The sequence below is a fragment of the Paenibacillus sp. 37 genome (assembly GCF_008386395.1).
Taxonomy (GTDB): domain Bacteria; phylum Bacillota; class Bacilli; order Paenibacillales; family Paenibacillaceae; genus Paenibacillus; species Paenibacillus amylolyticus_B.
On the sequence record NZ_CP043761.1, the window covers coordinates 2270221 to 2284428 of the forward strand.

Consider the following 14208-nt stretch of genomic DNA (forward strand, 5'->3'; position numbering starts at 1 on the left):
GAGGAGGAAGAAACATCATGACAGCAGTAAAGAAAATCGCAGTATTAACGAGCGGTGGTGATTCACAGGGGATGAACGCGGCTGTTCGTGCGGTTGTTCGCAGCGGACTGTTTCACGGTCTCGAAGTATTTGGAGTTCAACGTGGATACCAGGGTCTTTTGAATAATGACATTTTCCCAATGGATTTGCGGAGTGTAGGGGATATCATCCAACGTGGGGGAACGGTTCTTCAATCGGCACGTTGCAAGGAGTTCTATACCGCTGAAGGTCAGCAAAAAGGTGCGGACATTTTGCGTGCGCGTGGCATTGACGGTCTGGTTGTTATCGGTGGAGATGGTTCCTACAACGGAGCGAATAAACTGAGCAAACTGGGCATTAATACCATGGGTCTGCCAGGAACGATTGATAACGATGTTTCATTCACCGACTATACCATCGGATTTGATACAGCTGTAAGCATAGTAGTTGATGCAGTAAACAAATTACGTGATACGATGTCTTCACACGAACGTTCTTCCATCGTTGAAGTTATGGGTCGCCACTGTGGAGATATCGCGCTGCATGCCGGACTTGCTTCGGGTGCTGAAACGATTCTTGTCCCAGAAGTTCCATTTGATATGGACGAAGTAGCAGATCGGATGAAAGCTAACTTTGCACATGGCAAACGTCACAGTATTATCATCGTTGCAGAAGGCGTAGGCAAAGGTGAGGATGTAGCAAAAGAACTGATGGAACGTTGCCCAACGTATGAGCCGCGTGTAACCGTTCTGGGTCACATTCAGCGTGGGGGTACGCCAACTCCATTCGACCGTAACCTGGCAAGCCGTTTAGGTGACTTCGCTGTTCGCAGTCTGATCGCAGGCGAGACAGACAAAGGTTGTGGCATTATCAAGGGTGAGCTTACCCTGACGGATATTGATAAAGTGGTTAACACAAAAAAAGATTTCGATATGGTGACTTACGAGCTTGCACAACGTTTGTCCCAATAATTCGATTCATAAGCAAAAAGAGCACAGTCCCGTGGATTGTGCTCTTTTTGTTGTTTCACGGAGTGAGTATATCGATGTTACGCCTTACGGAGTGCCGCTTGTTTTTGTACCAAGAAGAGTCTCCAGAGAAGCGCTGTTGCTCCTACAGCAAGGCCGGCAATGAGTCCAATCCAGTATCCGAAGGCACCGAGTGAAGTATACGTAGCTGTTAGGTAACCTACAGGCAGGCCAATAATCCAATACGCTATGAACGTAATGATCAGTGCCGGATTAACATCTTTGTAGCCACGCAATGCTCCTTGGGTCGGTGTGGCAATCGCATCCGAGATCTGAAAGAAAATGGCGTAGATGAGGAAATGCTGCGTAAGTGCAATGACCTCTCGATCGTTTGAATACACGCCTGCAATCTGTTCGCCGAACACAATCAACACGATCGCTGTCAGCAGTGAGAGCCCGATGGCTCCACCAATTCCAAGCAGACTGTATTGTCTGGCATCTCTCAGACGCCCCGCACCTGCCTCATAACCCACAAGGATCGTAAGAGCCATACATATGCTCACAGGCAACATGTAGAGCGTAGAAGCGAAATTCAGCGCCGCCTGGTGGGCAGCAATTGTTGTGGTATCGAAACGGCTCATCATTAAAGTCACAGCAGCGAAGATGGACGTTTCGAAAAAAGTCGCGAATCCGATGGGCACTCCAATCTGGAGTAACTCTTTCCATTTGGACAATGATACACGGGTCCATCGACGGAAAATGCCATATTGGGCGAAAGGTTCGACCCGATGGACAAAAAAGAGACTAATAAGAAAGATCAGCCAGTATGTACATGCTGTAGCAACTCCAGCGCCAACACCGCCCAATTGTGGAAAGCCCCAGCGGCCGAATATCAGCAGATAATTTAGAATGATGTTAACGGGCAGGGAAACCAACGTAATGAACATCGTAGTCCGTGTCTGGCCAAGTGCATCCATGAAGCTGCGCAGCACCGTATATCCGAAGAGCGGGATAATGCCAAAAGCGAGTGCACACAAAAAATAGAAGGCAACTTGGGCAACCCGGGGCTCTAGAGGCATTCCGTTCAGTATAGGGCCAAGTAACAACGCCCCGGCTCCGATAACGACTAGACTGACTGCAATCCCTAGATACAACGCCTGGATGACGTTATACCCGATCTGATCATTACGTTTGGAACCTAACAGATGGGAAACGACAGGTGTAATACCGATCAGAATCCCGCTTAGTCCGGTTTGAACTGGCATCCACAGACTTGTGCCGATTGCGACGCCTGCAAGGTCGGCCGGAGAAAACTTGCCTGACATATTGGTGTCGAAGAACGACATGGAAGAGAGGGCGATTTGAGTGGTAAAGATGGGCAAAAATATAATCAGGAATTGCTTCACTTTTTGGGAAAAACTTGTTGTGTTCATGTTCACTGGCAGTGCCTCGCTATTCTAAAGAGATGTCATCCAAGTGTCATATCTGGACAGCTATTTATTGTAGTGGATTTTGTTCAATTTGAATAGGGACAGAAGCAGAGTGGGGCAGTCAGAGAAAAATGAACACCAAAAAACCTCGCTCCGCTTCAAGCAGAACGAGGTTGGATGAAATGAGAAGTATGAAAGAGTGCGGATTACTTATATTGTACACCTGATGTATAACGGTTGGACGCATTCCAGAGCAGATATTCATGCACATCCATGTCCTTCATCGCTCTAATCTGGTCTTCCACTTGTTTCTTGCCATACTTGATATAATGCCCACTGCCCAGCCAGCTTGCTGTGAAGTCCTGAATCCACGGACGAATGACGGGTTTGAGTTCTTTGGTAGGGTCTAGTTTCTTGTGTGTATCTTCCATTGAACCCTTGATGGTTGTGTAAGGATCTTTGTCAGGGTCCTTGACTCCATACCAGCCAGTAGAATAGTGACTAGGGTATACCATCGGTGAGATCACGTCCACGTTTTCGGATATTTTAACAAAATCCTGTCCAATGCCCTCAGCCGCAGGTACAGAAGCGGCGTAACCGAAAATATCAACCGAGACCCGAACACCTAGCGGGGCCAACTCCTTGCGTGCATATTGCACGAATTCAGCTACAACATCCACTCGTGACTTGTCGGATTTGGTATATTTCAGGACATCGGCTCGAGTTTCGAATCCTTCCGGGAAACGAACGTAGTCAAATTGAATCTCTTTAAATCCAAGCTTGGCAGCTTCCTTGGCAATCTCAATGTTATAGTCCCATACTTCCTTGCTGTACGGATTCACAAAGCTGTCGCCTTTGCCATTGGCCCAGACAGATCCATCCTTGTTGCGGAAGGAGAGCTCCGGATTTTTCTTGGCAAGAATCGTATCTTTGAATACAACGACACGTGCAATCGGGTAGACCTCATGTTTTTGCAATCGTTTCATCAAGGCATCGATATCCCGAATAAAAGGTTGGGATTTACCCATTTTCTGAAGCGCTTTGTTTTCTGTGGGATAAGTTATGTATCCGAGATCGTCTTTGATATCAATGACCATGGCATTCAGTTCTGTACTGTCTGTCAGTTCCAACAATTCTTTCATACGTTCGCCGCCAGCGCTGTAGGCTGTGACATAAATACCTTTGACCACAGGTGCGTCAGGTTGAGGATCCATTTTGGCAGGTGGGTTATCGGCATCAATAACGACCTGATCTTTTTGAGATTGGATGATTGCAGTGTTAAAACTGTTGGTTAACGATTGGAACTGGGGATTTCCCTGATCCGCCACTGCGGGGGCACCACCAAAGCTTCCAAAGGCCATAGCCAGTAAAGCCCAAAACATGTTCATTCATTTCCACTCCCTTATGTGTGCATTCCATGTATGAATTATACATTAAAGCCTCTGGGCTTTTAACCATATTAAGCAAGTAATGAAACACATGGAAAAAATGAAAACCGCTTCCTGCTGAGGAAATCCTCTGCAAGAAGCGGCGTGATCAATCTGAAAAAAATTATTGAATGTAAATCTCATTTTGATGCTCACAAATACTGTACTGAATGATTTCCATTGCGTCTCCCTGTTCCAGGATGCCCAGCCCATCCCGGAGGACTATCAGTGAGTCGAGTTCATTCGGTTTCAAGAAAGGGAGCATTTCCGGGCACCATCTGTTGACAATCTCAAACAGTTTTACCGTTTCCATATCCACAATAATCACCCTTTCCTACTCGAATTCCAAAATGGTAAGTCATTCGGCGCGATTCGGGAAAGCATATGGCCTGTGAAATTGAAGGGTTGAACCTGCTATACAACATATTTAGGAGCCGTACACCGTTATTATACCACAATGTTGTGAATTGTTAACCGTACAGGTGTCTCAACTTCTGCGAAATGAACCCATAACACCAACCGTTTCCACAATGTTAACAAAAGCGTTTGGATCTGTATCCTTGATAATACGTTTAATTTCAACCAACTCGTAGCGGGTGGTAACGGTCATGAGCATGTCCTTCTCAATATCCGTGTATGCTCCCTGAGTCTTAATTTTGGTAACTCCACGAGGCCGAACAAGTAATTTTTTTAACATGGCTTCGGTTTCGTTTGTAATAATGTACAGCGTTACTTTGACGTGACTGATATGAATCAGATCAAGCACTTTGCCTGTAATGTAAATGGATACCATGGAGGCCAAGGCTGTATTCCAATTGTCACTCAGGTATCCTGCAAGCATAATAATCGAACCGTTCATGCCAGCCATTACCGTACCAATCGGAAAGTCTCGTTTACGCGTGAAAATGGACCCAACAATGTCGAGTCCTCCTGTGGAGCCACCGACTCGGAAGGAAACGCCAGTGCCCATTCCAATAAGCACACCGCCAAAAACAGAACTAAGTAAAGGGTCTGTTGCCACAGCAAAAACAGGCAGAAGCGCAATGAACCAGGAAGTGGCTGCTACCGAAAGAATACTTAATGTAATGAAGCGTCGTCCAAGAATAAACCAACCTGCAATGAGCAGGGGAATGTTAAGAACAAAATACATTATACTAAGATTCAACGTTGTAAAATAACCCAGAAGCATTGAAATACCGGACACCCCGCCGCTTAAAAGCTGATGGGGGACCAAAAACCAGTTAAAGCCGCAGGCAATAGCTGCAGCACCCAAAATGATCACTAAAGAGTGCCAAATTATTTTGGGCAATTTAATCACCTCATTTATATTTAAAACCAGATTGCTGGTAATCTTGAATTGTTTTGTGATATAATAATTTGTGGATATTCTTGAGTAGGAAACTTTTCCTAAATGGAGCAATAAAATTTTGAAATGTTTCAAACACATGTATGTAGTTTTAGTCTTATGTTGGGGACCCATTCATGGAATTATATTCGTTAGTGAAAATAATTTGTCCCGTTGGGATACCCTATAAATATTAACGCTACTTAAGAATACAGACAACAAAGTGGATTGTCCACCATGTCCACCATATAAAAGGAGCATGAATAATTTTGACAAATTTAAACTTTACAGATTTCAATCTTGAACCACTGGTGCTGCAAGCCATCACTGAGCTCGGGTTTGAAGAAGCAACACCGATCCAATCCAAAGCGATTCCTTTGGCACTCGAAGGCAGAGATTTGATTGGTCAAGCTCAAACAGGTACGGGTAAAACAGCTGCATTCGGTATTCCGTTGATCAGCAAAATCACAAAAAGTGACGAGAAAATCCGCGCCCTTATTATGGCACCTACACGTGAACTTGCAATTCAAGTTGCTGAAGAGATCGAAAAACTTACTCGCTTCAAAGGTCTTCGCTCCCTGCCAATCTACGGCGGACAAGATATCGTGCGTCAAATCCGTGCACTGAAAAGAAAACCACAAATCATCATTGGTACACCTGGACGTCTCCTTGACCACATCAACCGCAAAACAATCAAACTAGATGATGTACAAACTGTTGTACTGGATGAAGCAGATGAAATGCTCGACATGGGTTTCATGGAGGATATCCAATCCATCCTGAAACAAGTTCCAGACGAGCGCCAAACGATGCTGTTCTCAGCAACAATGCCTCCTAACATTCAAAAATTGGCACAACAATTCTTGAACAATCCTGAACACATTTCTGTGATTCCGAAACATGTTAGTGCACCATTGATTGACCAATCCTATATCGAAGTACCTGAGCGTCAAAAATTCGAAGCATTGAGCCGTTTGTTGGATATGGAATCTCCTGAACTGGCGATCGTATTCGGACGTACAAAACGTCGTGTTGACGAATTGGCTGAAGCTTTGCAAAAACGTGGATATTCTGCAGACGGTCTTCATGGTGACTTGTCCCAGAATCAACGTGATGCGGTAATGCGTAAGTTCCGTGACGGCAGCATTGACGTACTCGTTGCAACAGACGTGGCTGCACGTGGTCTCGACGTATCTGGTGTAACTCACGTTGTTAACTTTGACCTTCCGCAAGATCCGGAGAGCTATGTTCACCGTATCGGTCGTACAGGTCGTGCGGGTAAAGAGGGTGCTGCTTGGTCCTTCGTTACACCGCGTGAGATTGATCACTTGCACTTCATCGAGCGTGTAACACGTCACCGTATTCCACGTAAACCACTGCCAACAATGGCAGAGGCGGTTGAAGGTAAACAACGTTTGACAGCAGAGCGCTTGCTGGAAATCGTACAATCAGGCGAACTGAACGAATACAAAGGTATTGCGATTCAAATGCTTGAGCAATATGATTCTGTTCAACTGTTGTCGGCTGCACTGAAGCTCCTGACAGGTGACAAGAAAGATGCTCAAGTTGATCTGACTCCTGAAGACCCAATCCGTGCAAAACGTCGTAAACCGGATGTTCGATCTGGCGGACGTAAACCATCGGGTTACAGCGGTAACCGCACAAGTGGTAGCGGCGGCAGTGGTGGTGGTTACAACCGCGATCGCAACAGCAGTGGCGGCGGACGTGGCGGTTACAACCGTGATCGTAACAGCGGCAGCAGCACTGGCGGTGGAAGCAGAGAAGGTGGTTACAACCGTGACCGCAAACCGCGTCCAAGCAGTAACGAAGGACGTCGTCCAGCGAAAGATTCTTCTTTCGAGTAATATAAACGTATGATCTGATAAATGGAGCGGGCAACTGCTCCATTTTTTTATTTTCAAAGCGCCTGCAATCATTTTATTTCACTGTCAGAAGTGGCCAGAAGCGCTAGCTAAGGACAATGACGATCTCTTTTCGGGAAGTACTGGCTTTTCCTATCTATAATAAGGTATATTAATATTAGACTTAAGGTAATTCGCAAGGCTGCAGAGGAGGAGAAATGTTTGGAATTTAAAGGAGCTATGGGTGGGATCTACCGGCTTACAGAGTGGATTACGAGACTGGCCGCAACCAATCTGTTGTGGGCTATTTGTTCGTCTCCGTTCTTGTTTTTCTTGATTATGAAACTGCTCGTGATGCAGCAGAACCTCGCAAACGAATCATTGCAAATGAACTGGGCTATAGCTATTGTGGCACCGCTTACACTGTTCCCGGCGACTTCGGCGCTGTTTACGGTTGTTCGTAAATGGAATATGGGCGATACGGATGTTCCGATCTTCCGTACTTTCTTTGTAGGTTACAAGGAAAACTACAAGCAAAGTTTAATTGGGGGCATTTTTTACACACTGCTGTTCGCGATTATGTATCTGGATTACACCGTGTACATGACGCAGTTCCGCAATATGCAGCTCGTGGGAATCATCATGTTAGTACTGCTTCTCTTGTTATTCGTATCACTCTTTAACTTTTTCTCGATGGTTGTACACTATCATATGTCCATCGGACTTATTATCAAAAACGCGGTATTGCTTACGCTGATCAGACCATTCCGTGTATTTTCCACATTGCTGGGAAGTGGATTGCTGTTCTACATCGGTTTCCGTTATCCGGTCTTGTTTGTTTTCTTCATTATCAGTATCATTGCTTGGTTTGCTTTCTTTAACTTCTACGCAACCTTCAACAAGATGCAGGAGCAGATGGAGAAGATGCAACTCAAGAAGGAAGAAGAGGAAGCTGCTGCGCTGGCTGAACAATCAGCAGAGAATGGTGAAACATCTGAGCCATCAGACGACAAAAACATTACATTGCAAAAATAAAACATGATGGATCGCCATTTACTTTTTACACAGTTAGGGATATAATAATTGTACATCCTGCGATGTACGTTTCGGTTATTCGTTGTTTTGAACCAATGATGATGTCTTCGGGAGATCAACACAGAATGTTGCTGAAAAGCCCTGTCTATACGACATGGGGACTTCAAAAAGCATTTTTGCGGTCACCCACCTGCCAAGCAGGTTCATAAGACAATGTAGCCGGACGGCATAGGCGGGTTCCTAAATCTTCATGTACAGCACCCTGACTTTTCCTCTTTAGAAGGAATTTCAGGGTGTTTTTAAGTTGTGATGAATGTTTTTGATTGGTTTTACGATAAATATGATGCTTGCCCTTTTGTTACTACTTGAACAATGTTACACTAAGATACATAAATGGAACGGTTACATTCAAAGGAGGAAGGGTCTTGACCTTAAAGAGAACGCTCGTCGGTATCATCCGCAGCATGGAGGGGACCAGCGATCGAGCCAAGGATCCCAAATTAAAAACACGGTATTATAACTTATCCAAAGACAGAGCCTGGGAAGAGGTCTCTTCGACACTCAAAAAGATTCCGGGTTATAAAGTGCTGCATGAAGTGCCTTCTGTTGGAGAAGTTATTCTGGAGAAGCGGACTACCTTTGGACGGACGATGGATATTACAGTTTCCATTATCTCGGTAAGTCCTGTTCGCAGTGCGGTGGATATGTATTCAGCTTCTCGTGGTTCACTTGGAGACTTGGGTTCCAATTATCGCACGATTATGAACTTATTCTCTGTACTGGATAAAAAGCTAAGCAAGTATAAAGCAAATGATTGAAATAGATGATAAATAACAAAAGCGAGTGAAGGTTAACCTTCCTCGCTTTTGTTCTGAACGTATGATAACTTCTACAGCAAAGCTTTTACAGCAGCAATTGCTTGTTCGAAGTTAGGGGAGTCTGTCATTTCAGGCAAATACTCCACATATGTAATCCGGTCTTGGGCATCCAAAACAAAAATGGAGCGCATGTCGAGTTGGAATTCTTTGATCAGAACGCCGTAGTCTTCACCGAAAGAACGTGTTTTGTAGTCTGACAATGTAACTACGCGGTCAACACCAGCTGCTCCACACCAACGGGCTTGAGCGAACGGAAGGTCAACGCTTACTGTCAAGACAACAACATTGTCTCCGAGATCTCCAGCTTCCACGTTGAAACGACGAGTTTGCGCATCGCATACGCCAGTATCCAGGGAAGGAACAACGCTGATTAATTTGATTTTGCCTGCGAAGTCTTTCAGGGAAGCATCCTCAACCAGGTTCTTGCTCAGTGTAAAATCAGGTGCTTGATCGCCCACTTTCAGTTCGGGTCCGATCAATGTAATAGGGTTGCCTTTAAATGTGGCTGCGCCTGTACGTTCTTGTGTCATAATAATGTTCCTCCTTATAAATTGGTGATCCGTGCCAAAATCCATTATAATCTTTTATGAAAGGCATTGTCCAATTCGGACATGTACCATTACGATGGATCAGAGATGTAAGTCCGATCTGAACAGGGTGGAGTGAAAGAAGAAATTTATGATATTTATTCGCTATGAGAACTGGAAAGGTTATTTGAAGTATTTCCCTTTGACGTCGCTTTTTTTAATTGCCAATGTAGTCATGTTTATTGTGTTAACGGTGAACGGTGGATCAACAAACAATATGGTGCTGCTGAAATTCGGGGCACTTACGAATCATGAACTGTTCGCGCATGAATGGTGGCGTTACATTACATCCATGTTCCTGCATGCGGGCTTCAGTCATTTATTGTTTAACAGCTTTGCGTTAATCGTATTTGCACCACCAATGGAGCGGTTGCTCGGGTCGGTAAGGTATGGTGTATTGTACCTGGGTGGCGGTGTATTGGGTAATATTCTTGCTGTTGCGTGGTACAACTCGGTTGGGAGTATTACCATATCGGTAGGGGCTTCAGGAGCGATCTATGCCGTCTATGGTGCATTCCTGTATGTAGCGCTGTTTCAGCGAACGATGATGGACGAGGCTTCGCGCAAAACGATGTACACGTTGCTTTTGTTCGGGATCATATTCTCTTTCGCCATGTCAGGCATCAACTGGATGGCTCACCTTGGCGGATTGTTGGGTGGATTCTTTATTTACGGACTGTTGATCAGATTGTGGAAACCCCGCAGCTTAAAGAGGTAGTCAGAACGTTCTCAAGATGGAATGCAATCCAGGATAAGTAGGGTATAACAGATTGGAGCGATCAGGACGAGTGGAATTAAGACAGTTGCATTACTTTTTGAAAGTGGCACAGAAGGAACATGTAACACAGGCTGCTGAAGAGTTGCATGTGGCACAGTCGGCGGTGAGTCGTCAGATTCATCAGCTGGAAGAAGAGCTGGGCGTGGACCTTTTTATGCAAAAGGGGCGGAACCTGCAGTTGACTGCAGTGGGACAGCTTTTTTGCAAACGAATTGAAGGTATATTAAAAGATTTGGACAAGGCAGTCGGGGAAGTTCATGAGTTTCTTGATCCGGAGCATGGGGAGATTCGAATTGGATTCCCTCATAGCCTGGGGATTCATCTCATTCCTTCCGTTGTGGCTGCTTTCCGTCAGCGTTACCCTAACGTGAAATTCAGATTCAAGCAGGGGATGTTCCCTACACTGATTCGTGATGTGTTATCTGGAGAAGTAGACTTGGCATTTATTTCTCCTTTTCCAGAGAAGCATGATCAAGTAGATGGTGATATTGTACTCACAGAAGAATTGCATGCGATCCTTCCTCCCAATCACCCGTTAGCTGGTGAAGAGACCATTGCGCTTGAACAACTCAAGGATGATAAATTTGTATTGTTTAGCAAAGGTTATTCTCTTCGTCCTATTGTGTGGCATGCCTGTCTGGAAGCTGGTTTTACACCCAAGATCGCTTTTGAAGGGGAAGAGACCGACACCATCCGCGGATTGGTTGCTGCGGGCATGGGGGTCAGTCTGCTACCTGAGATGGCGCTATTCCAGACCAATCCTTTGCAACCGGCACATGTGGCCATCTCCCATCCCAAAGTAACACGGACCATCGGGTTAATTCACCGTGCGGATGACAAACTGCCGCTGGTTGCCCAGTCCTTTCGTTCATTTTTGCTTCATTATTTCGGTTTACAACAAAACAATACCCCATCCGATTGACGGTGGGGTATTGTTTTTGTTGTATTAGGTATCCAATTAATCGCGGCTGTTGAAGATTCCGATATAACGAATCAACTCAAGCAGTGAGATCAACGCTGCAGCAACGTAAGTCAAGGCTGCGGCATTCAGAACCTTTGCAACACCTTTTTCTTCTTCGTTACGGATGTACCCTTCGGATACCATAATCTCTCTAGCGCGATTACTTGCATTGAACTCAACCGGTAAAGTGATGAGTTGGAATGCTACAGTTACGGAGAAGAAGATGATACCGATACCTACAAGGTTCATGGCATTGAAGATGAATCCTGCAATCAACAGGAATGGAGCTAATCCGGATGCAAAGTTCACAATTGGGAAGATCCGGTGACGTAGTGCCAGCATCGGATAACTTTCTTTATGCTGAATGGCGTGGCCAACTTCATGACACGCTACCGAAACAGCTGAGATTGAGTTTTCATAATATACTGGTTCTGATAAACGTACAACCCGATTGATCGGATCATAGTGATCAGAGAGCGTACCGCGTACAGGTTCAATTGGAACATCGTGCAGGCCGTTAGCATCAAGCATCTGGCGAGCGGCATCGTAACCAGTCATTCCGTTCTGGTTCGGTACCTCCGACCAACGTCTAAACGTACCTTTAACGCGAAATTGCGCCCATAAAGAGAGCAAAAAGGCGATAATGATCAATACGAACATACCGTTATTAAAACTCATATTCATTCCTCCGCTTTCTAAGAATAAGCTACATCATGGTGTTCTCAAGCAAGATTTTTAGTGCCTCCATTGTACCGGCACTTTTGGTGAGGAGTCCTGCCATCATTTTACGTGCTTGTACAGGTTTCATCTCTCCAAGTAGCGGTTTGAGTTCGTTAACCTCTCGCTCAAGTTGTTGTACATGAAGCTCCAGTGTTGTCAATTTGCTGGCAACTTGTTCTTCTGTACTAACCAGACGCCACTTTTCAAGAGATTGCTTAATCTCGTCGAGACTATACTTCTCTTGTTTCATCTGTACAATACGTTCAAGCCTCGTTAAAGTTTCATTACTATAGAGACGATAATTTTTTTGTGTACGTTCTTCGGGAGCGATTAGTCCAAGCTTCGTGTAATAATCAATCGTCCGTTCACTAACACCAGCGGTCTTGGCAAGTTCGCCAATCCGAAAAAGTTTCATATCCCCAATGATATTCACCTCGCTTGCAAGTTCAAATGTAGGGAATTGTAGTTTCCACTTGTGAATTTCTAGACTACGCCCAATTTTCTTACTAATAAGTATGATACATGATCTTTAACCGTACAGTCAAACGTTATGCTTTGGCAATCAGCATACTGCATTTCTATATCTATGTACTCATAGAATGTGATTATGTACTTAAGTGCAAGAAAAAGACGTATGACTTTATTCCCAGAAATATTTTTCAGTTTTGATGAAAATACTCTTGTCAACTTTCCTCTCTTCTGCTTATAATGACATTAAGAGTTTCACGTTATGTGAAGAAACTTAACATAAGAGGGAGTGGGGTATATGAGAAAGAAATGGTTGGTTTCCGTGTTAGTAATGCTTACTTTGTTCGCTTTTCCGGTCAGCGCATTTGCGGCTGCGGAGGGTCCGACTAACATTGAACTTCAAAGTGGTTTGAACTCAGCCTTTACGTTTTTGGCTGTTGTACTCGTGTTCTTGATGCAAGGGGGATTTGCTTTACTCGAAGCGGGTTCAACACGAATGAAGAATGCAGGACACATTGCGGGTAAGACCATCCTGACACTGGGAATTTCAGTTATTGCCTTCTGGGCTTTGGGTTTTGGTCTTGGTTTCGGTAATGGTAACAGCTTCTTTGGAACAACAGGATTCTTCCTGAGTGGTGACAAGATGGCTGCTTCCTTCGAATCACTGGCTTTCTCCGATGTTCCACTGACTATTAAATTCGTATTTCACCTCGCCTTTGCGGCGGTATCTCTGGCCATTGCCTGCGGTGGTATGGCTGAACGTGCAAAGATGAGCGTATATATTGTTTTCGGTACTCTTTATACCATTATCATGTATCCGGTTGTTGCTCACTGGGTATGGGGCGGCGGCTGGTTGGCTGAGCTGGGTATGCAAGACTTTGCAGGATCGACGGTTGTTCACTTGACTGGTGCGACTGCAGCATTGGTAGCTACCATCTTGTTGAAACCACGTATTGGTAAATATAACAAAGACGGAAAACCTAACATCATTCCAGGTCACAACCAAGTGTATTCCGTACTCGGGGTTATTATCCTCTGGATCGGTTGGTTCGGATTCAACCCAGGTAGTACATTATCTGCCATGGGGGATGGGTTCTTCGGTTATGTTGCATTAACTACTAACGTAGCTGCTGCAGCTGGTGGTGTTGCTGCGCTGTTGATCTCATGGGCAGTACTTGGTAAGTCTGATATTCCTAGCATGTTAAACGGTGTGCTTGCGGCACTCGTTGCGATTACAGGAGCATGTGCATTCGTTGAACCTTGGGCAGCGCTGGTTATCGGTGCTCTGGCGGGTATCATCACATTCTTCACAGCACAGTACTTCGATCGTAAAGGAATTGACGATCCAATCTACGCTTTCTCCGTGCATGGTATTGCTGGTATGTGGGGTGCGATCTCCACGGGCTTGTTCGCTACTCCTGAACTTGCCGAGAATGCTGGTGTAGGTCAAGCGGGTCTGTTCTATGGCGGTGGATTCCACCAATTGGGCGTACAGCTTCTCGGTCTGGCAGGTGCTTTTGCCTTCGTACTGGTCATGTCCTTCATTATTCTGGGTGGAATGAAAGCGATCATGGGCATCCGTGTTACTGAAGAAGAAGAAACAATGGGTCTGGATATCAGTGAGCACGGTACTTACGGATACCCTGAACAAATGAAAAATGTAGATTCTAAATCCAATGGTGGTACGTTCAGCTCCTGAGGTGAATGATGCTGAATCATGCTTCAAGGAGG

General features: G+C 45.1%; 14 protein-coding genes and 1 other RNA gene. 8 read left to right on the forward strand and 7 right to left on the reverse strand.

Annotation, left to right across the window (positions count from 1 at the left end; genetic code table 11):
- Window positions 1-17: 17 nt before the first annotated feature.
- The gene (gene pfkA / locus F0220_RS10295) at window positions 18-989 is read left to right on the forward strand and encodes a 6-phosphofructokinase (RefSeq protein WP_036609663.1); all 972 of its coding nucleotides are present in this window, start codon (window positions 18-20) and stop codon (window positions 987-989) included.
- Between the two features lie 77 nt (window positions 990-1066).
- On the opposite strand, the gene F0220_RS10300 is transcribed toward pfkA, so the two are convergent.
- The 4 genes from F0220_RS10300 to F0220_RS10315 all read right to left on the reverse strand — a co-directional run bounded on the left by F0220_RS10300 (window position 1067) and on the right by F0220_RS10315 (window position 5152).
- A complete protein-coding gene (locus F0220_RS10300; RefSeq protein ID WP_105598456.1) occupies window positions 1067-2419 on the reverse strand; it encodes an MATE family efflux transporter in 1353 nt (450 codons plus the stop codon).
- Window positions 2420-2622: 203 nt separating this feature from the next.
- On the reverse strand, window positions 2623-3804 hold the full coding sequence (locus tag F0220_RS10305) for a putative glycoside hydrolase (protein WP_105598116.1): 1182 nt from the start codon (window positions 3802-3804) through the stop codon (window positions 2623-2625).
- Window positions 3805-3967: 163 nt separating this feature from the next.
- Entirely contained in the window at window positions 3968-4156 is a 189-nt protein-coding gene (locus tag F0220_RS32855) for a hypothetical protein (RefSeq protein ID WP_029880762.1), read from the reverse strand.
- A 174-nt stretch (window positions 4157-4330) separates the two neighbouring features.
- Window positions 4331-5152, reverse strand: a complete 822-nt coding sequence (locus F0220_RS10315; RefSeq protein ID WP_091017520.1) for a YitT family protein — start codon at window positions 5150-5152, stop codon at window positions 4331-4333.
- 305 nt (window positions 5153-5457) lie between these two features.
- Between F0220_RS10315 and F0220_RS10320 the strand changes: the two genes are divergently transcribed.
- The 4 genes from F0220_RS10320 (at window position 5458) to F0220_RS10335 (ending at window position 8903) form a co-directional block, all read left to right on the forward strand.
- On the forward strand, window positions 5458-7053 hold the full coding sequence (locus tag F0220_RS10320; RefSeq protein WP_091017518.1) for a degradosome RNA helicase CshA: 1596 nt from the start codon (window positions 5458-5460) through the stop codon (window positions 7051-7053).
- Between the two features lie 219 nt (window positions 7054-7272).
- Window positions 7273-8085 carry a YesL family protein gene (locus tag F0220_RS10325; protein WP_017689383.1) on the forward strand — a complete coding sequence of 271 codons (813 nt, stop codon included), beginning with the start codon at window positions 7273-7275 and terminating at the stop codon, window positions 8083-8085.
- A 51-nt stretch (window positions 8086-8136) separates the two neighbouring features.
- Window positions 8137-8328, forward strand: a non-coding RNA gene (ssrS, locus tag F0220_RS10330) — 6S RNA.
- A 182-nt stretch (window positions 8329-8510) separates the two neighbouring features.
- Window positions 8511-8903 (forward strand): DUF1499 domain-containing protein, encoded by a 393-nt coding sequence (locus F0220_RS10335; protein WP_017689382.1) that lies wholly within the window; start codon window positions 8511-8513, stop codon window positions 8901-8903.
- 71 nt (window positions 8904-8974) lie between these two features.
- Here F0220_RS10335 and tpx read toward each other — a convergent pair whose 3' ends face one another.
- On the reverse strand, window positions 8975-9493 hold the full coding sequence (tpx, locus tag F0220_RS10340) for a thiol peroxidase (protein ID WP_091017517.1): 519 nt from the start codon (window positions 9491-9493) through the stop codon (window positions 8975-8977).
- 148 nt (window positions 9494-9641) lie between these two features.
- On the opposite strand from tpx, the gene F0220_RS10345 reads away from it, so the two are divergent.
- Both F0220_RS10345 and F0220_RS10350 read left to right on the forward strand, forming a co-directional pair.
- Window positions 9642-10268: a rhomboid family intramembrane serine protease gene (locus F0220_RS10345; RefSeq protein ID WP_036609651.1), complete on the forward strand. Its 627-nt coding sequence runs from the start codon at window positions 9642-9644 to the stop codon at window positions 10266-10268.
- A gap of 70 nt (window positions 10269-10338) precedes the next feature.
- Window positions 10339-11250 (forward strand): glutamate biosynthesis transcriptional regulator GltC, encoded by a 912-nt coding sequence (locus F0220_RS10350; RefSeq protein WP_062833647.1) that lies wholly within the window; start codon window positions 10339-10341, stop codon window positions 11248-11250.
- 36 nt (window positions 11251-11286) lie between these two features.
- Here F0220_RS10350 and F0220_RS10355 read toward each other — a convergent pair whose 3' ends face one another.
- A complete protein-coding gene (locus tag F0220_RS10355) occupies window positions 11287-11967 on the reverse strand; it encodes a zinc metallopeptidase (RefSeq protein WP_036609646.1) in 681 nt (226 codons plus the stop codon).
- Between the two features lie 28 nt (window positions 11968-11995).
- Entirely contained in the window at window positions 11996-12424 is a 429-nt protein-coding gene (locus F0220_RS10360; RefSeq protein WP_017689377.1) for a MerR family transcriptional regulator, read from the reverse strand.
- Between the two features lie 351 nt (window positions 12425-12775).
- On the opposite strand from F0220_RS10360, the gene F0220_RS10365 reads away from it, so the two are divergent.
- Window positions 12776-14176, forward strand: a complete 1401-nt coding sequence (locus F0220_RS10365; protein WP_074094452.1) for an ammonium transporter — start codon at window positions 12776-12778, stop codon at window positions 14174-14176.
- Window positions 14177-14208: the final 32 nt, after the last annotated feature.

Excerpts from the sequence above, each read along its gene's own strand:
- pfkA (WP_036609663.1), top strand. The coding sequence starts at position 18 with ATGACAGCAGTAAAGAAAATCGCAGTATTAACGAGCGGTGGTGATTCA.
- F0220_RS10355 (WP_036609646.1), bottom strand. The coding sequence starts at position 11,967 with ATGAGTTTTAATAACGGTATGTTCGTATTGATCATTATCGCCTTTTTG.
- F0220_RS32855 (WP_029880762.1), bottom strand. The coding sequence starts at position 4,156 with ATGGAAACGGTAAAACTGTTTGAGATTGTCAACAGATGGTGCCCGGAA.
- F0220_RS10360 (WP_017689377.1), bottom strand. The coding sequence starts at position 12,424 with ATGAAACTTTTTCGGATTGGCGAACTTGCCAAGACCGCTGGTGTTAGT.
- tpx (WP_091017517.1), bottom strand. The coding sequence starts at position 9,493 with ATGACACAAGAACGTACAGGCGCAGCCACATTTAAAGGCAACCCTATT.
- F0220_RS10345 (WP_036609651.1), top strand. The coding sequence starts at position 9,642 with ATGATATTTATTCGCTATGAGAACTGGAAAGGTTATTTGAAGTATTTC.
- F0220_RS10300 (WP_105598456.1), bottom strand. The coding sequence starts at position 2,419 with ATGAACACAACAAGTTTTTCCCAAAAAGTGAAGCAATTCCTGATTATA.
- F0220_RS10365 (WP_074094452.1), top strand. The coding sequence starts at position 12,776 with ATGAGAAAGAAATGGTTGGTTTCCGTGTTAGTAATGCTTACTTTGTTC.
- F0220_RS10305 (WP_105598116.1), bottom strand. The coding sequence starts at position 3,804 with ATGAACATGTTTTGGGCTTTACTGGCTATGGCCTTTGGAAGCTTTGGT.